Origin of the sequence: Flammeovirga yaeyamensis (genome assembly GCF_018736045.1) — a bacterium.
Classification (GTDB): domain Bacteria; phylum Bacteroidota; class Bacteroidia; order Cytophagales; family Flammeovirgaceae; genus Flammeovirga; species Flammeovirga yaeyamensis.
Genome location: NZ_CP076133.1, coordinates 1313765 through 1332373, shown reverse-complemented (window position 1 = coordinate 1332373; position 18609 = coordinate 1313765). Strand labels below are relative to the sequence as shown.

The 18609-nt window shown below is 32.3% G+C and carries 18 protein-coding genes; 5 read left to right on the top strand and 13 right to left on the bottom strand.

The features are described 5' to 3' along the window. Positions 1-166: 166 nt before the first annotated feature. On the bottom strand, positions 167-1675 hold the full coding sequence (locus KMW28_RS25185) for a sulfatase family protein (protein WP_169663677.1): 1509 nt from the start codon (positions 1673-1675) through the stop codon (positions 167-169). A 386-nt stretch (positions 1676-2061) separates the two neighbouring features. Here KMW28_RS25185 and KMW28_RS25180 point away from each other — a divergent pair, with 386 nt between their 5' ends. Further along, positions 2062-4557, top strand: coding sequence for a glycoside hydrolase family 2 TIM barrel-domain containing protein (locus KMW28_RS25180; protein ID WP_169663676.1), 2496 nt, complete (start codon positions 2062-2064; stop codon positions 4555-4557). Between the two features lie 51 nt (positions 4558-4608). On the opposite strand, the gene KMW28_RS25175 is transcribed toward KMW28_RS25180, so the two are convergent. The 9 genes from KMW28_RS25175 to KMW28_RS25135 all read right to left on the bottom strand — a co-directional run bounded on the left by KMW28_RS25175 (position 4609) and on the right by KMW28_RS25135 (position 10728). Further along, the gene (locus tag KMW28_RS25175; protein WP_169663675.1) at positions 4609-5211 is read right to left on the bottom strand and encodes a leucine-rich repeat domain-containing protein; all 603 of its coding nucleotides are present in this window, start codon (positions 5209-5211) and stop codon (positions 4609-4611) included. Then, positions 5171-6478, bottom strand: a complete 1308-nt coding sequence (locus tag KMW28_RS25170) for an RHS repeat domain-containing protein (protein WP_169663674.1) — start codon at positions 6476-6478, stop codon at positions 5171-5173. Before KMW28_RS25170 ends, KMW28_RS25175 begins: the two co-directional genes overlap by 41 nt. 113 nt (positions 6479-6591) lie before the next feature. Continuing rightward, entirely contained in the window at positions 6592-6939 is a 348-nt protein-coding gene (locus tag KMW28_RS25165; RefSeq protein WP_169663673.1) for a hypothetical protein, read from the bottom strand. A gap of 387 nt (positions 6940-7326) precedes the next feature. Next, positions 7327-7725, bottom strand: a complete 399-nt coding sequence (locus tag KMW28_RS25160) for a hypothetical protein (protein ID WP_169663672.1) — start codon at positions 7723-7725, stop codon at positions 7327-7329. Between the two features lie 86 nt (positions 7726-7811). Next, on the bottom strand, positions 7812-8390 hold the full coding sequence (locus tag KMW28_RS25155) for a toxin-antitoxin system YwqK family antitoxin (RefSeq protein WP_169663671.1): 579 nt from the start codon (positions 8388-8390) through the stop codon (positions 7812-7814). A gap of 129 nt (positions 8391-8519) precedes the next feature. Continuing rightward, on the bottom strand, positions 8520-8906 hold the full coding sequence (locus tag KMW28_RS25150; RefSeq protein WP_169663670.1) for a hypothetical protein: 387 nt from the start codon (positions 8904-8906) through the stop codon (positions 8520-8522). A gap of 227 nt (positions 8907-9133) precedes the next feature. Beyond that, positions 9134-9604: a hypothetical protein gene (locus KMW28_RS25145; protein WP_169663669.1), complete on the bottom strand. Its 471-nt coding sequence runs from the start codon at positions 9602-9604 to the stop codon at positions 9134-9136. Between the two features lie 81 nt (positions 9605-9685). Then, positions 9686-10234, bottom strand: a complete 549-nt coding sequence (locus tag KMW28_RS25140) for a hypothetical protein (RefSeq protein ID WP_215585905.1) — start codon at positions 10232-10234, stop codon at positions 9686-9688. A gap of 170 nt (positions 10235-10404) precedes the next feature. Then, entirely contained in the window at positions 10405-10728 is a 324-nt protein-coding gene (locus tag KMW28_RS25135; protein ID WP_169663667.1) for a hypothetical protein, read from the bottom strand. 180 nt (positions 10729-10908) lie between these two features. Between KMW28_RS25135 and tnpA the strand changes: the two genes are divergently transcribed. Further along, complete coding sequence (gene tnpA / locus KMW28_RS25130; protein ID WP_066214727.1) at positions 10909-11286, top strand: IS66 family insertion sequence element accessory protein TnpA; 378 nt, start codon at positions 10909-10911, stop codon at positions 11284-11286. Further along, on the top strand, positions 11256-12125 hold the full coding sequence (locus tag KMW28_RS25125; protein ID WP_169663666.1) for an IS3 family transposase: 870 nt from the start codon (positions 11256-11258) through the stop codon (positions 12123-12125). Before tnpA ends, KMW28_RS25125 begins: the two co-directional genes overlap by 31 nt. Positions 12126-12277: 152 nt before the next feature. Here the strand turns inward: KMW28_RS25125 and KMW28_RS25120 are convergent, their stop codons facing one another. The 3 genes from KMW28_RS25120 to KMW28_RS25110 all read right to left on the bottom strand — a co-directional run bounded on the left by KMW28_RS25120 (position 12278) and on the right by KMW28_RS25110 (position 16396). Further along, positions 12278-13045 (bottom strand): hypothetical protein, encoded by a 768-nt coding sequence (locus KMW28_RS25120; protein WP_169663665.1) that lies wholly within the window; start codon positions 13043-13045, stop codon positions 12278-12280. A gap of 108 nt (positions 13046-13153) precedes the next feature. Beyond that, complete coding sequence (locus KMW28_RS25115; RefSeq protein WP_169663664.1) at positions 13154-13597, bottom strand: DUF523 domain-containing protein; 444 nt, start codon at positions 13595-13597, stop codon at positions 13154-13156. Between the two features lie 411 nt (positions 13598-14008). Beyond that, positions 14009-16396 carry an arylsulfatase gene (locus KMW28_RS25110; protein WP_169663663.1) on the bottom strand — a complete coding sequence of 796 codons (2388 nt, stop codon included), beginning with the start codon at positions 16394-16396 and terminating at the stop codon, positions 14009-14011. 155 nt (positions 16397-16551) lie between these two features. On the opposite strand from KMW28_RS25110, the gene KMW28_RS25105 reads away from it, so the two are divergent. Together KMW28_RS25105 and KMW28_RS25100 are read left to right on the top strand one after the other, a co-directional pair. Next, positions 16552-17529 (top strand): helix-turn-helix domain-containing protein, encoded by a 978-nt coding sequence (locus tag KMW28_RS25105; RefSeq protein ID WP_169663662.1) that lies wholly within the window; start codon positions 16552-16554, stop codon positions 17527-17529. A gap of 169 nt (positions 17530-17698) precedes the next feature. Further along, complete coding sequence (locus KMW28_RS25100) at positions 17699-18487, top strand: hypothetical protein (protein WP_169663661.1); 789 nt, start codon at positions 17699-17701, stop codon at positions 18485-18487. The last annotated feature ends 122 nt before the right edge of the window (positions 18488-18609 follow it).

Below are 18609 nucleotides of genomic sequence, written 5' to 3'. Positions count from 1 at the left end.
AGTAATGCAAAAAAAATACGCCAGAAAACTGACGTTTTTTTTGAGGTAATTAAGTATGCTTTTTAGTCACACATCATTCTAAAATTATATTCGAGGTCAGGAGACCTCTTACGTTATTTTGGTCCGAGTGTCGCTGTCGCTTAACACTCGAACCATTAGATCAATATTATTTTGATTGCTGATTTTGTTCAGCTATATGTTTCTTATAGAGTTTCGAATATTTTTTATGTCCGATCTCCTCACCTGCTAACATTCTTGCGTAGGCTTCTGGATGATACTCTTTTACGTATTCTATAGGTTTCAATCCAGGAACTGGTTTAGGATCATAAACTGTAGAGACTGGTGTCATTTGTTTATCTAACAAATACGTTTCTTCTCTCAACTTCTTTAATATATCTTGATATTCCGGATGATTTGCCAAATTCTGAGTTTCATAAGGATCGTTTTTGAAATCGTACAATTCTTCTTTTGGTTTTGTTGGAGAGAACCACCTTTCTTGCTTTTCATTCAGTTTCCCTTCTTTGTTTAGGGTTCTCATTACATGCAATGCCGGACGGTACCACTCCAAATACCCTTGATGTGTATCGTATGGGATTTCTGGTTTATCGTTACGAATATATCTAAACTGTTCTGTGGAAATAGAGCTCATTTGTTCAGGAATTTCATCCCATAATCCCCTGTAAGAGTACACATTTTTACGGTCGAAGTGCTCATCGATAAAAGATTGCCCCGTTAAATATTCTGGAAGATCAACTCCTGCGATATCTAAGATAGTCGCCGTAATATCTGTACTTGCAATAATTTGTTGAGATTCTTGATCATGCTCATATCCTTTTGGCCATTTCACAATCAAAGGAATTCTTGATCCTGAATCAAACAAATAGCCTTTACCCTTAACATTACATCTACCGTTGTCGCCTATAACGATAATTACGGTGTTGTCGTACATTCCTTTGTCCTTCAACTCATCGATCAGCATTTGCATTTCGTTATCGGCATATTCTACCTGATCCAAGTATTTTGCCCAATCCAAACGAATGGCAGGATGGTCGGCATAATCTTCTGGCAACACTACTTCGGCAGGATCGACCGGGTGTTCCGATTGTTCTCTTACCTCATTCCACCAATCACCACGATGCGTTACCGCCAATTGTATCTGAGCAAAAAACGGTTGATCCTCTGCTGTGAAAGTATCGTATTTATCAAATAAGCCGAAGTCTTCTTCCCAGTTACCAATTGGTTTGTGTTTGAAGTTGACATCAATCTTTCTCCCTCTATTTCTTACTTTATCATGACCTAAAATAGTGGTGTAACCCTCTTGTTTCAATTGATAAGTGAAAGGCTTGAAAGGAGCTGATAAAGGTTCGTCTCGATTACTTCTATGATGGTGGGTATTCGTTAACCTTTGGTGCGCGCCCACCATCATGGCCGATCTATTGGTCGAACAAATTGATGCTGTCCCATAACAATTGTAATACAATGTACCTTCTTCTGCCAAGGCATTAAACGTTGGAGTTTTTACTGCTGGCATACCATAACACTCGAAGTCATGACTGATGTCTTCCAACATGACCCATACAATGTTTGGCTTATCAAATTTCTTTGGTTCGTTTTTATGGCAAGACGCAAAAAATAAAAGAAGTGCGCCTATGAATGTTGTTTGTAATAATCTCATCTCACTTAAATATAAATTGTGGTGCTTACAAATGTAGAGGAAACCTTTAGGCATCAAAGGTGGGTGTAAAGAAATAAAAAAACTCCCCTCTTTTTGTACACAATTATTACTTCTTTTAACACAAAAAAGGCAGAAGTCCATACTATTCACCTTGAAACATTTACTGTCCTTTTAGATTTTATGTTTGACTTCTTTCCATCATCAAATGATCTGTTCTGGTTAATATGAAGACTCAAACACACCAATTTTAGTTATTTAGAAAGGGGGTGATTTTTTAAAATCGAAATGACAACGGTACCTCATCACCCAATAAAATATAATTGTATATGCTTTTTAAATCGAGAGTATGATTTGATTTTTCAAACTAATAAGACCAACAAAAGATAATGAAGAATTACTTAAAGATTCTAATCTGTTTCCTCTTGATGTCGTCCCCTTCTTGGGCACAGTCGGATGGACAAACAGATTTTAATAAAGATTGGAAATTTTATAAAGGTGAGGTAAAAGATGGGGAATCCATCGGACTAAATGATGAAGATTGGAGAACGGTACGCATCCCACACGATTGGGCAATTGAAGGTCCGTTTTCGAATGAATATAACGCTAGATGTGGTGGTTTACCTTTCCATGGTGAAGGTTGGTACAGAAAGCATTTTACGTTAACCAATACCCAAAAAGATAAACATGTGACCATCGAATTTGAAGGGGTAATGAACAACTCCGAAGTGTGGATTAACGGACATTATTTAGGTAAAAGGCCGTTTGGTTACTTGGGGTTTGAATACGATTTAACGCCTTATCTAAAACAAGAGGAAGAAAATATTATTGCCGTAAAAGTGAAACCGGAAGATCTTTCTTCGAGATGGTATCCTGGAGCAGGTATGTACCGTAAGGTGTGGTTAAATATTAATAATGATGTTAGAGTGAATCATTGGGGCACATTTGTAAAAGCCCATAATGTTACTTCTAGAGTGGCTACTATCGATATACAGGTGGAAGTGCAAAACTTTAAGCTAAGTGATGAGATAGTGAGCATCAAGAATAAAGTGGTTGATGCAAATGGTAATACTGTGAAAGAGCTTCATCAAAAGACCATTGCTGAGGGGAAAAAGACCATTATAGCACAACAATCGTTTAACATTATTCAGCCTCTATTGTGGTCGATTGATGATCCCAATTTATATCAATTAGTTACTGAGATTATCAGTAAAGAGGGTGAGGTGATGGATACTTACCGTACACGTTTTGGTGTGAGAGACATCAAGTTTACAGCCAAAGAAGGTTTTTTCTTAAATGGTGAATTAACGAAATTCAATGGTGTTTGTTTGCACCATGACTTAGGTCCTTTGGGAGCGGCCGTTAACCGAAGAGCAACTCAAAGACAATTAGAAATTATGAAGGAAATGGGTGTGAATGCCATTCGTACTTCACATAACCCTCCGAGTAGAGAGCAATTGGAAATTTGCGACGAAATAGGACTTTTGGTCTTAGACGAAGCGTTTGATGAATGGGGAATTCAGAAAATTGAAAACGGATATCATAAAGTATTTGATGAGTGGCATGAGCGTGATTTAAGAGATATGATTCGTCGTGATCGTAACCATCCTTCGATTATTATGTGGAGTATCGGTAACGAAATCAAAGAACAAAAAGTGAAAGACGGATGGAAAGTGGCTCAGAAATTGGCCAAGATTTGTCATGAAGAAGATCCTTCTCGTCCGAATACTGCTGGTTTCAATCAGTACGAAAACTCTATTAAAAACAAACTGGCTCACCAAGTAGATATTGTTGGCTTTAACTATAAAGCTGCAAAATATGAGGAAGTGAGAAAGAACCATCCGGATTGGATTATTTACGGATCGGAAACGGAATCGATTACAAGTTCGAGAGGTGTTTACCATGCACCATTCTTAGAAAAATATAAAAAGAATACAGACCATCAGGTAACGAGTTATGATATTATTGGCCCCTCTTGGTCTTACCCTCCAGATATGGAATTCTACTATTTAGAGCAGAACCCAAGTATCCTAGGAGAGTTTATGTGGACAGGTTTCGATTACTTCGGGGAGCCAACGCCTTATGGTGGTCGCGATAATTCTACCAACGGGTATTGGAACAGCGATTGGCCGAATAAATCGTCTTTCTTTGGTCCGGTTGACCTATGTGGTTTCAAGAAAGATCGATTCTATCTTTATCAAAGTCAGTGGACAGATACACCGATGCTTCACTTGTTACCTCATTGGAATTGGAAAGGATACGAAGGAGAAGAAATCCCAGTTTTTGCCTATACTAACGCCGAAGAAGTGGAGTTGTTCTTGAACGGAAAAAGTCTAGGAAAGAAAGTAAAAGGTGTCGACAAAGGCATCGTTCCTATTCAGTTCCAATACTACGAGGGGCCATACGATTTCCCATCACCTTACCGATTAAGATGGGATGTTCCCTACCAAGAAGGAGAATTGAAAGCAGTATCCTATATCGATGGTAAAGTCGTGGGTGAAGAAATCATCAATACACACTTAAAAGCGAAAACCATCGAACTTACTGCCGACAGAATAATTATCTCTTCGGATGATGGTGAAGACTTGGTTTTCGTTACCGCCAGAGCCATCGATGCCAAAGGAAACTTCTGTGCAACATTTAATGGAGATATTCAATTTACCGTATCGGGTGATGGTACTTTTGAGGCAACAGGAAATGGAGATCCTAGTTCTCTAGTACTCCCCAATAGTAAAAAACTAAAATTCTTTAACGGCATGGCATTGGTCATCGCTAGAGCCAATGAAGGCAAAGGTGGAACAATCAATATCACCGCTAAAGGAAAAGGGCTAAAAACTAAAACCATAACGGTTAAAACAGAGGCTCAGAATAAGGAAATACAATAAATTCCAAATAGTATTAGATTTATTTATGATAAAACCTGAGTGTGGATATGCTCAGGTTTTTTGGTAATACTTTTTATATTCCGGTATAATAAATTCAACTTTTACATTGGGTAAATATTTTTTTAGTTTATCTAATTCTTCCTCACTTATATCTGTAAATCTTAGAGTTATAACTTCTAATGATTTCAACCTTTTAATTTTTCTATTAACCTTAATGACTGTACATTCATCAAGACTAAGTCTCTTAAGATTTTTCATTTTAGGAATATTCTTCAATGAAATAATGCCATAGTTTTTATAAAAGTATAAATTTTCTAATGACTTAATCTCATCTAAAACTGTTGGAATAGATTCAAACTGAGTACGATAAAAACCAATAGTATTTAACTTATCCAGTGAGATTACTTTCTCTGATAAATCTTTAAAATAGCAATCTTTTTCAACATACCCTTTTAACGGATCTATATATGGCTCTGGACTTCTAATAAATAATTTTGTTATATTTTTCATTTGAAAAACCGAATCCGGTAATTCTAACTTACAACCATAGTCTACATAACGATAGACATTATCTTGGGCATTAAGTGGTTGATAATTTAATATAACAATTATACTAATTAATAACGTCACCTTTATCATTAAATATTTTATCATTTGTTTTACCTAAAGATTGATGTTTTTTTGTTGGACTTATTTTTTTTGATCTGAAAATATTAAATATATCAGAATTATCCTTTTTTACTTTTCTTGAATCAACTTTACTTTCAATTAGTAAATATGATTTATTAATATATTCTATAGCGTGACCTTGAGTCATAATTGTTGGGACTCCATTTAATGGAATATTATTGTGACTACCATCATAACTTTGAAGTATTTCAAAATATTTTTTCATTTTTTCCTTATCACCTTTTGGAGTAAGAGTAAATTTAGTTGAATTTTTTACCTCTGACAGATAAGGTATATTAAAATTAGATTGTGATTTATTTAAATATCCCAAACCATGCAAAAATTCATGTGATGTTATAGTCTTACCATCTAATAAATCATCAATATTAAATATGAATGAATTTGACCCCGCTGCTAATTGAATGAATCTATCTGATTTTTCAATATATTGATTACCGGTTACTTTATTTACATATAAGTCTACAGGTTGAGGTTGAGTAAATGATTTTATACCTTTTGAGAATCTAACATAATTATTGATAGGGTTACCTGGATCATTATTAATTCTTTCTAAAGCTTGCTCCATAGTGCCAAATTCACTATTAATTTCAAATCTAACTGGATATTCTCCATCCTGTCCTTGATATCTGAAAAGAAGACCTTTAGAAGCTTCATTTAATACACTCATCATATTATTAGATACTGCTGTAGAAAGAGCTGCATCACCTTCACCATAAAAGAAAATATTTGAACTTACCACAATTTCGCCTTTCCCTCCATTCCCATTTTTATCAAATGAAACTATCCCAGATTTACCATCTGGATCTATTATTGAAATTGGACTATTACAAAATGATTGGTAGGTACTATAATATGGTGTAGATAATTCTAATGGATCAGGACTCAACCACCTTCCAATTATTGGATTATAAATTCTAGCCCCGAAATCATAATTTGATTTAGCTAAATCATTATCTTTTTCTTTCCCATTAAACCCATACCTATACCCATCATCACTCCAAGAACGGCCTTCCATACTTAAACCAAATGGATAATAATCAGAATACGAAAATACGTTTCCGAGGTCATCGGTGGTGGCTAATACATTGCCTAAATGATTACTGTACTCAAATTTATGGTGTGCTGTTCCGATGGAAGAAGAAGAGTGTGTGTTACTAGGTTCAAACTGTCCGATTCGGCTACTGCCATAAATTGGTATTTCTGTGATGGTATTGTTTTTAACTATAGCCATGCTGTTGCCAGAGGCGTCTTTGATGTATAGATAGATTAGTTTTTTGCTTTATAGTTGAATAAATGAGGATAATAAATTAGGATTATGATTTTAAGAGAATAAGTTTCAATTTATTATAATTCTCTTTTGACTTTTTCGATCTCTTCTATAGTTAACCCAGTCAGTAAAGAGATTTGTTCTACGGGTAATCCTAGCTTCAATGCTTTTTGAACTGTCTCTAAAGCTTTCTTTTTTACACCTTCTTTTAATCCTTCTTCTTTCCCCTCTTTTAATCCTTCTTCCTTGCCTTCTTTTCTCCCTTTAGCTACAGCTGTATCTAACGTATTTAGATAGTCCCTAAAAATTTTTAGATCTTCTTCGTACCTTAATTGATCCTCTTTATCTAGAGCAGTATATTCAGTTATTTCAAATACTTTTTTAAAAATATACTCCTTCTCTTCTTGTGGTAAAATTGTATCCAAAAGATCAATAAGAATATCTTTATTCTTCTCTCCTTCTAAGAGTTTATTGAATTCTAAGTTGGTAAAAGGTCTGATATTTTCGATGTCGACATGAGTTTAAATATAATTAATACCAAAAATAACAAGGAGATAGAGAAAACTCTACTTTTGGGAGGAAAAACTGTAATAATTACTTAAAACAGAACCTCAGAATAAGGAAATACAATAAATTCCAAATAGTATTAGATTTATTTATGATAAAACCTGTGTGTGGATATGCTCAGGTTTTTTATATGTAATTATGTTAACTGACAATTTTTGATAAAAAGATTTAGAAATTGGGCATTCTAATCTAAAAGATAATACAAAACTAAAATAAGTTTATAATATCAAATTAAACGAAAAGTGCTATTGCTTCCAAGGCTTTTTACCATATCTACCTTCAATATCAAGTGTATCTCCAAGTAATTCATGCAACCATGAAGTTGGATAATAATAGATAATTTCATTAGATATCATTTTCCCATCCATAGTTTTGTGGTATAAACTATCCTCTCCTTTAGAATGTAATAAAGAATCACCTTCAGAAATTATTTGATAACTTTTTCTATCTAGATGGAGAAAAAAATATAAATTATTCTTCGTTTTTATTTTAACCCATGACCTGTCTTTATTTATAATATAACTTACCAATTCTTTATAATCTTCATCAATTTTAAATTGATTATATAGTCTTAAATATTGATTATAGATTGGTTCTAAGAAAATTATCAACATAAAACCAATTATTATTTTTTTATTTTTCATCAGAATCAATAAGTTTTGTTGTACCTCCATTTAAAGATGCCTTACCCTCTTTACCTTTTATAAGATTTCTTCCTGCTCTATCCGGTCTAATACAATACTGCTTTTAAGCTACATTTTGAAATTCTTAAAGTTTGATTTCTCCTATTCAAACGATATTTAATGTCACTATTATTGACCAGTGATTTAAACTTACCTTTTCTAAATTTAATAGTTAAAACTAATTTTTCATTTATTGAATAAAATTTGTAAATCCCATGTAATCTCCCATCTTCATATGGAATAATTTCTTTTTTCAATCCATTATTATAAGTTGTTTTTACAACACCATTTTCGATATTATGAAACTGTTCAGTTAAACCAAAGATATATATGTCTTCAATATATAATGTATCTGATTTCCCTTCATTTATTAAATGATCAATCATTACTTCGACATCATAATAACCAGGATATGAAATAGATATTTCTTCTATTTCTTTCCTTGTTTCAAAAGAGTAAATTCCATCTAAGTTAGTATAATAGATACTTTCATTATTAACTTTCACCTCTACTCCAACTAAATTTTTTTTATCTTTAAAATCTTTAATATTGCCTATAATCACTTTACTATAAAGGCTTGTTGATGCTAGAATATAACTCAAGAAAATTAGAAAGTATGTTTTCATAATATTGTTATTAAGATGTTTCTAATGAATGTAATAGTTTAAAAGAAAGTATCATTTGTGTTGAAAAAAATAATTAGACTACGGTACTTAATTAATATCACCAAAATTTTAGATTATCTATTATTCGGATCAAATCACTTCAACATATCCAATAACATGATATTTTTTGTAATTGTCATCATACCTTAAACGTATTGCAATTTTTCTCATATTGCTTATTATAATTAAATGATAATCTGCTTTATTGTTCATATCATAAAAAACATCTCCTTTTTTAATGATAGATTTTTCAACAAAACCTTCCTCACTCATCTCTAATAATTCTTCGTATAAACTACCACCTAAATGTACTATGCCTTCTAGAGCATAGTTTGGATTATTTGGAGTATATTCTATTTTTTCAATACTATAAATACTTTTAGCAATGAGGGATATCTTTTCTTTGTCCTTTGTTTCGTTGTTACAGCTTATTAATAATGGAATTATCAATAAGAGAGTAATAATTCGATTTTTCATTATTTGAAATTGCTTGTTTTGTGATAAAACATAAAATTACCTGCTTACAGTTTTACATAACATTTTTATTCAATTTTCTTTTTTATGTTTTTCATTCAATTCAGTAATTATTTTATAATAATTTCCTGAATTAAAAAGATGACAAAAAGCTATTCCATAATCAGGAGTTTTTCTATTCTTAATATCAATATATGATAAATCAAATATTCCAAACTTCATGGGCACTCTTAATATTCATACATCTGGATATAAATGTGAGTTATAGGTATCTTTCTTGGGGTATAATACTCCTTAAATTCAATTGTATACAAAGTATCTTCTTTCTGTACAATTTTTGCAATTGGAGTCTGTACTGTATAAAAATCTCTAGAATATTCTCGCCCATAATATTCTCCAAATTTATTCTTCTCATTTATTTCATATACTTCTTGAGAAACTATCAGTATTGGAAATTTATAAAATAAATCATTATATTTATTAACTGTCTCATAAAATAAAGTATCATTATTTAGTGTCCATCTACCTAACAAAAATTTGTCATATCCCTGCTGAAAATAATTTTGATCTTTATCTAATCTTACAAACAAAGTATCTGTATCTTCGAAAGTAATGTCATAGATATATGGTACCTTACTAAATAGTCCTTCAATCTTTTCATTTTCTTTTTCAAATGGATACTGTTCTTTCAGTAAATCCATATTTTTAGTATTACTGCTGCAATTGAAGAATAAAAAACATATTAATATGTGAAGAGGTAATAGTTTCATTGTTTAGCTTTTTTACATTTCTTTTTTACGAACCCATTCATCACTCCAAGGAAGAATTGTATAATCTATTTTTGGATTATAATTAAACCAAATTGGACCTTTAACAAGTGAATAAATTAATTTCCCATATGTTGCAAATTTCAAATGCTTTTCCCATGTTGTATTTACACCTTCTATAGGTTCAACCAAAAAGGTTACTAAATAAACATTACTATTATCAATACATTTAGCTTCTGAGTCATAACAATAGGTTTTCGAATATAAAGGTCCACAATAAGCCACTTTCTTGTTTAATTTGTGGTCATTAAATGAGAAAATTGAATATAAATTATCTGGATCATTTATCTTTTGGAAATAAACAGTTTTTGATAGTTTTGAATACCCCCAATATCCATTTAATACCCTATTCTGAATACTATCTTCAATTTTAAAATAGTTCATTGTTAATGTATCTCCCAAAACCTTTTGAGAAATAATAGTATCGTGCTTTATACCTCCACATGAGAATAAGGATATTATACTAATTAGGAGGATTTTGCTAATGGTGTTTTTAGAGTTCATTTGTATTGTTATGCTTTAGTTGATCGCTCGAATGTTATGTTGACTCTTTTACAAAAAATAAATACTACTTCTTTTAAAAGACATATGTATTGCCATGTATTGACTTTGAATAGAATTTAATTCAGTTTTAGGTCTATTATTAAGTTCATTAACCTTTTTTCTTCTTGTGCTTATAAAACCAAAAACAATCTGATATTCTTCTTATATGTAATGCTTTTTTTAATCCCATCCTTCATACATTGATTTATTTCTATCTTATTAAAAGTTTCAAGGTCATATGCATTGCATATATAATATTTTTCATAATTCATTATTTTTTTCTCAATTATTAAATTTGATTTTAAATCATTATTTGTTGAATCTATTCTAGCTGAGGTATAGGTTACTAAAGAATCTTTACCATATGCTTGTAATTCTAATTCAATTAATTGAATGCTAGTATCTTTTAAAATGATATGATCAATTTGTAGTAAATCAGAACTATCATAGTTCACATTAAATAATTCCGTTGTACTATTATTTAAATATGAATAGACGATTTCATCTAACTCTATTGAGTTCTTCTTGAAAAATGTCCCAGAAAATACTCTTGCGCTATTTTGAAAAATAAATGAAAATTGTTCTTATCTGATTTAAAAGTTGGACCACTTCTTAGCTAAAAAAAGCGAAAGAAAATGGTAGAAGAAATCCTTAAAAATGCTAGATTGTCTGCTGGAGGCAGAAGATTATTTACTTCAGAACAAAAAGCTGTAATTGTAGAGTCCTGGGAAAGCTCAGGTTTATCATGTCCAGAGTTTTGTAGACGATATGGAATGATCACAAGCCAATTATATAAATGGCGTTCAGATGCCAAATCAGGAGCAATTATGGGTATTAAAAACGAAGGTGAATTACACTCTAAAACTGAATTAGAGATTTTACGAAAGGAAAACGAGGAACTGAAAAAAGCACTTGGTGAATCAACGTTGGACATTAAGATTCTAAAAAAAAAGTTAGAAATGGATCAACAAAAAAAGAAGAAGTGGAACAGTTATCCTCGGAATTCAAAGTAAGCCTAAATCGGGTAATTAGATCTCTGGGTATTTCTAAATCTTCAGTTTATTATAAGCCTGTTGAAGTTAAAAAGAAACGTAAGAGATCTTCTCAAACTTTACCAAAAAGAGTTCAAGAAGCAATTAGTGAAATTACAGGAAATAAAGCTACCTATGGTATTCTTCGAATCAAAGCAATTTTGAAAAGGGACTACAAAATTACAATAACTAAATATCTGTTACATAGATATATGAAACAGAATGACTTATTGGTCAAGAGAGGGAGAAAGCGAGGTAGTTCACGTCCACATACTGGTAAAATATCCGTAGAAAAGTCAAACAAAAGATGGGCAAGTGATATTACAAGTATTAAATGTTGGAATGGTCAAAAGATTAGATTTTCATTTATTTTAGACTGTTGCGATAGAACAATAATTTCATGGTATGCATCAAAATATATTCAAGGTTGTGATATAGAATTACTTTTTCAAAATGCTTTATATAAGCGTTTCTCAGAAAATGAGATAGAAGAAATGCAACAATCTTCTGAAGAAGAAAGGTTACAATTTTTACATGATAATGGTCCTGAATATATAGAAAAGAAATTAGTGAAGTCATCAAATGAGTGGGGAGTTCAGAACTGTAATACTCCAACATATTCACCTCAATCCAATGGTATGTGTGAATCTTTTATTGGGACATTTAAGAGAGACTACGTATATGAAAGTTGCTTAGAAAATCCTGAAAGTGTTATAGATCAAATTCAAGGATGGGTTGACGAATATAATGGATATGCACCACATTCAGCTCTGATGATGATGACACCAAATGAATATTATAAATTACAAAATGTAGCTTAAAAGCGGTCCAGTTTTAGACCGGATAGAGCAAAATAAGATAGTTACAAGTACATATATATTGATCTTCATATTTTGTTTTGGTATTAATTTCAAATATCAATTTACAAATTATTAAACTTTATATAAGCTGAAATTATTTACTAAAAAGAGTTCTACAACACTTCCAAATACCTACTACTCATCCACCCACACTTTCTACTTAGATCTCCTTTATCATCCATAATTACAAACCACCAAATTCTATCTTTGCTTTTAAAAGTTGACAATACAACTCCTCTATCTTCTTTTTTATATACATCAATAATATTATCATCTTGAATAAATGGAGCACTTCTTAAATTATAGTTATTTTGTGAAATTTTGAAATATTGTTCTTGATCATTTTTGCTTTCAGGGAAATACAATGATTCGAAATCATATTCTATGGGAGTTGAATTTGTAAAAGTCAATTCATCATTTTTCTCAATCATCCATAAAAAGTTAAGGTAAAAAGTGGTGCTCAAACAACAGCCTTCATCTAAGAAAAGAAACAAAGTTGACCCTGAAATTTTGTTCTTTTTTATTTCCAATAAATTTCCAAATGAGCTTCCAATAATTTCATAGTTTCCCCTTTTCTTATTCTCAAAAAATAAGACCTGATTTCCATCTAAATCTGGGTTAGTAATTATTGGACCATCATAAATAAAGTCTATAAGAGAATCATTATTTAGATAGATAGGATGAAATAAATCAAGGCTGCTTGAAGAATATGTTTTTAATACTTTGCTTAAGTATTCTTTTTTTGATGTTTCACTAAGTTTAAGTTCATTATACTTATATGAAAATGTATTTTCCTTAACGAAAAGGCTTATATCTTGAGAATAAATATGACTTACACTAAATAATATCAATAAGAGAGTAATAATTCGCTTTTTTATCATTTTAGATTGCTTGCTTTAAGTTTAGAAATTCAAGTTAAAATAGCTATTAAAATGATAATAGTATTTTAAAGTTATAATATACAATATACTTGAATTTTTGATTAATGTTTATTTCGAAGCAAACTCCTCATCCGTTATCACTTTAATTCCATTCTTATCTAATGCATCTGCAACCACTCCATTTCCATCAATTAAATTACCAGTGAATGTACCATCATAGATTTTCCCAAAACCACAAGACGGACTTCTAGATTGAAGAATTGCATGAGTAATATTATTTTCCTTACAAATACTTAATACTTCTTCTGCTGATTTTAAAAATTGATTTGTATAATTATTTCCCGTTTTACTTGTAACTTGAATTCCGTCCTCTGTCTGTTGAATTTCTACGGGTTCTCGTGGGGTCGGTAAACCTCCAATTACTTCTGGACAGACGTCAATGGCTTCGCCCTTTTCAATCATATCATTTAGATTGATTGTAGAGGAACAAGTGCCGTTATAGCGACATTTTACTCCAACTAGGCATGAACTGATGATGTATTTTGGTTTCATTTTCTAATAAACGAAGGTGATTTGGACTTGGATTTTAGGTTTTCAAAGTTACTAACGAGTTATTTATATATCAACTTCGGCTACTACTTTAATAATTAGGTAAAAAGTTCTTCAAATTAAAATAATGTACCCATGATTTTTTAAGAGATTGTGAAGTGGTTTAAAACAACGAGTACAAATGAGTATATAAGGAGGGTAAAGGAAATGAATTGTAGGATATTTAATAAGCAATTATGGTATCGACATTATTAGAAATAATAGAGAATACTCTCGTATAGTAAAATATTTCATCGATAATCCTGCCAAATGGAAGAAGGAAAAGTTAAATAATGAGGGTGGTAATAATGTGTAAGAGCCTTTAACCTAATAGAAAAATGGATGACTTGAAAAAAATCAAATCATCCATAATATTTATTCTCCTATCTCAAAAGTCACCTTTTTCAACTGACCCGCTGTAAACTTAAACTTACCTTTATCCTCATAATGATGTGACACCGGCATACCTTCATCACGACCGATATCAAATGTTTCGTGGCCACCGTACATTACACTTACTGTATGTCCAACTTTTACAGTCTCAACCAATTGATCATTAATATAAAGTTCTACATCTGCAGGGCCTGTAATCTTACGTTCAGTAACAGTATGTTTTAAAGTCACCTTAATATCTCCATAAGGAATTTGTGTGCCTTTTGACTCATATGTATAATAACCTAATGTCTGATAAGTAAACATCAGTTGACCATCGACGATATAAAGTGCTTGTCCACCCATATGTTCACCAAGAGCATAGATTACTCCTTCAGTAGTTTCATCCGCTGTAATATATGCGTTTACTTCAAAATCATTGGTCTTAATTTCGGGACCTGCCATTTCAGGAACTCTGTAGGTATTGGTTGTGAACTCCCAATATTTTTTTGCTCCTTTTGCAGTACTTGACTCCGGTTGAAGAAGTGTACCTAAACCTGCTCCAACAGGAAATACATTGTATTTTTCAGCCTCTACCCAAAAAAGTTTCTCTAGTTCTTTTACTTTTTCAGGATGTTGATCTGCGATATTCTTTGATTGTATTGGATCTTCGTCGATGTAATAAAGCTCCCAACCAATATTATCAGGGTCTAGATTACCAAGGTTTGCCAGTGCTTGAGCATCGAACAACCATGGTACACGATAAGGTTCTGCTGCTAAACTCCATCCATCATGATATATACCAATAAAACCGAGTGTTTCGAAATATTGTGTTTTATGATTTGTTTTAGCATCTGTATCATTCCATGCATAACGCATCGAAACACCAGGGTACTCCATGCGTTTCTGTCCATTTACATAATCAGGAGCAGGTACACCTGTTACATCAAGAATAGTAGGAACAATATCTGTTACGTTTTGAAATTGACGTCTCCACTCTCCTCTAGCATTAATTTCTTTTGGGTAGCGAATAGCAGTACTTGTCATGACACCACCAAAATGAGAGGCCATTTGCTTTGTCCATTGAAAAGGAGTTGATGAAGCATAAGACCAACCTACCGCATAGTGATTTGCTAGATTTGGACCTCCCCATTCTTCTAAACCACCCAATTTATCAAGCATTTCCAATTGCTCTTCCATAGAAAATTCGGGAAAACCATTTACAGTCAATAATTCGGAGCATGAGCCTGTAGGTGTTCCTTCGGCAGAACATCCATTGTCGGCTGTAAGATACATGACAAATGTATTATCCAACTCTCCCATTTCTTCTAAGTGTGTTATTACACGACCGATATGAAAATCTGTATACTCAAGAAAAGCTGCATTTACCTCCATCTGACGACGAAGATATACTTTTCCCTCTTCACTAAATGAATCCCAAGCAGGGATTGAAGTTGGCCAGTCAACAAGTTCAGCATCTTGAGGTACTAGACCAATCTCCTTTTGCTTTTGGAATTGCTCTAGACGTAATGTCTCGTATCCTTCTTCATAACGACCTTTGTATTTATCTCTCCAATCGTCGGGTACATGAATTGGTGCATGTACAGCTCCTGGAGCATAGTAAATAAAGAATGGATCGTCACGTAAACCTTTCCAGTTATCTAACCATTTAATGGTTTGGTCAGCCATATCTGCAGAAATATGATATTGTGATCCATCTGCATTTTCGGTGGGTGTGTCGATTGGTGTTGTACCTTGATAAAGTAATGGGAAAAATTGATTCGTTTCTCCACCCATAAAACCATAGAAAAATTCAAATCCCCACATACCCGTCGGCCAACCTTCGAATGGTCCAGCAGGTGAGGCATCCTCCAATTTAGTATTGTGCCACTTACCAAAAGCGGCTGTAGCATAACCATTATCTTTCAAGATCTTAGCTACTGAAGGTGTTGTATAGTCAATATCAGAGCTATAGCCAGGGTAACCTGTTGCTGCTTCGTTAATAACACCAGTACCAATTTGATGCATATTATACCCAGTGAGTAAAGAACCACGTGTAGGTGAACAGATTGCATTTACTGACATATGTGTGTAACGAACTCCTTCATCACCTATACGATCAAAAGCAGGGGTATTCATAGAACCTCCAAAAGAGGATGCACTAGAATATCCAGTATCATCCAACATAATGACTAATACATTAGGTGAGCCTTCGGGAGCCTTCTTTGGAGATATAAAATCAGGTTTGGAGTCTTTTAATGTTTTTTTCTGAACACCATTCCATTTCTCTAAAGGGTAAGGAATTGCATTTATTTCTTCCTTATTGATCTCCTGTCCGAAAACAGAAAAGCTAAATAAAATGGCAACCACCATTAATCTTAAATTCTTCATGATTGATTATTTATATTTTATGGGTGATAAAGTCTTCTCCTTCGTATCTATTGGTTAATACTTTATCTTTTTTCTCTCAATCACAAAACTATTTGATCTATTTATGCTATAAAGACACAAAAAAGAGTTTTTTTTGCATAAAACGATATAAATACATGGATCATTATCAATTAAATTATTCCGATACAACAAAAGAAATAATAGAGGCTACCACAAAGTTTGATGGTGGTGTATGGGATGATGCTCATTACTTCATCGATAATCACCATGGTAAAGCAACGATTTGGTTGCATGATTTATTTAATCATCAAGTAAATATTATGGTTGGAGAATTTGATCTTAATAAAGACTTCATACTCAAAGAAAAACCTCAGGAAAAAGATGTACTCACTTTTAGATTTGTACTTGATTCAGAAGTAATTCAAGAAGGATATACTTTTGGGAAAAATCATCAAGAAGGTGCTGTGTTGTATAACTCTACCCATCCATCTCAACTAATTTTAAAATCAAATTCACCCTATAAAGGGGTGACGATTAGAATAGAAAAACAGTTTATTCAGCATCTTGAAGATGATAAATGGAATTCTTTTGAGAAGTACATCAGTCAAAAAGATTATTGGCTCTTCTTCGAAAGATTGACTCCAGAAATGGAATACTGTATCAAAGAACTTTTTGATATTCAAAAGAGTGAAATAGGAAATAAAGGATTAACCTTTGCGGTATCGTTTAAGTTAGTGGCCCTTTATCTTGCTCAATTTTATAAACATCGAATTCTAAATCAAAAAGTCTCTTTATCGAAAGATTTAGTAAATATGGTATATCAAATTAAAAATAAACTATCTGATCAGCTCGATCATCCTCAAACCATAGAAGAATTGAGTAAGGAATATGGAATGAATGTCCAAAAAATTAGAAAAAGCTTTCAGCTTGTATTTGGGCATTCGCCTCATCAGTATGTTATGAAAGAGCGACTTTTCAGAGCACAGAAATTGGTACTCAACACCGATATGCCTATGTCGGAGATAGCTGCAGAATTAGGATTTTCTCATTCATCTCATTTAACACGATTATATATCAAGGAATATGGGATATCTCCACTTAAAGAAAGAAAATCAAGTCTACCAAAAATATAATTACCCCTACGTACAGGCAAACCCAAGTGTCTGTCCTCATTAAAAAGCCACATATTAAAAAAAGAACCATCCCAATTCTTGGAATGGCTCAAATGATAAATCATAAAAAAAGTTATCGCCATAGGCATCGATAGAATAGATTTCCCTTTTGAAAAAAAAGTCTATTCTAATGAATACACCACTATCGCAATTTAATATCAAACCTAAAAGTTGGTTTTTCTTATTCTTACTAATACCAATTGAGCATTCTTTATTTGCACAGAATAATCGGAAAGACCTGATGCTAAAATCGTCCCTTTACGATTTATCTTATATTGATTTCAACATCGATGTGTATCAATTTGATGCTGAACAATATTTGGTAAGTCAGACTGGAAATACTTTACTCCAGTTGAATCAAAGTAGTTTCTTAAACTTAGAATATAACATTTCAAATGCTTGGGATCATGGAATTAGTACTACTACTATGGGTGATTTTAGTGTAAGCTATTCGAAGAATCATTATTCAAAGAATTATCAAAAAGCTGGATTCCAAGGCGTAGCTACCTCCGTAAAAATGATACTCCCGACTGGTAATCTGAAATACTTAAGTGGCTTCGATAATTGGATCATAGAGCCATCAGTTTACTTTGGATGGAAATTTAAGAACAAGAAGAATTACTTTGCATCAAAGATAAGAACCAATATCCCATTTGCTCCATTACCCGAGGCTCCATTATCATTTTCCTACGGCCGATATGAAGCAATTATTGGATATGAAGATTATAATTTTTGGCTAGCAACTACTTTGGATAACAGAATCACTTTCGATCATTATCACTATACTTTATTATGCAAATTGGAGCTAGGAATAAAGCTTGATACTACCAATGGCCTATTCGCTTCCACCACCAATAGATTAATTGGAAAATTCTATTATCAAAATTACATCAACTTTGGCTATTATAAATGCCTCTAATATTATTGGATGAAATATAAAGAAATCAAAAATTGAAATAGATGCTTCTCCCCGTACGGGCAGACCCACGTGTCTGCCCTCCTTATTATAATTGAGATCGCTGCCCTCCTTTTTCCATAGAT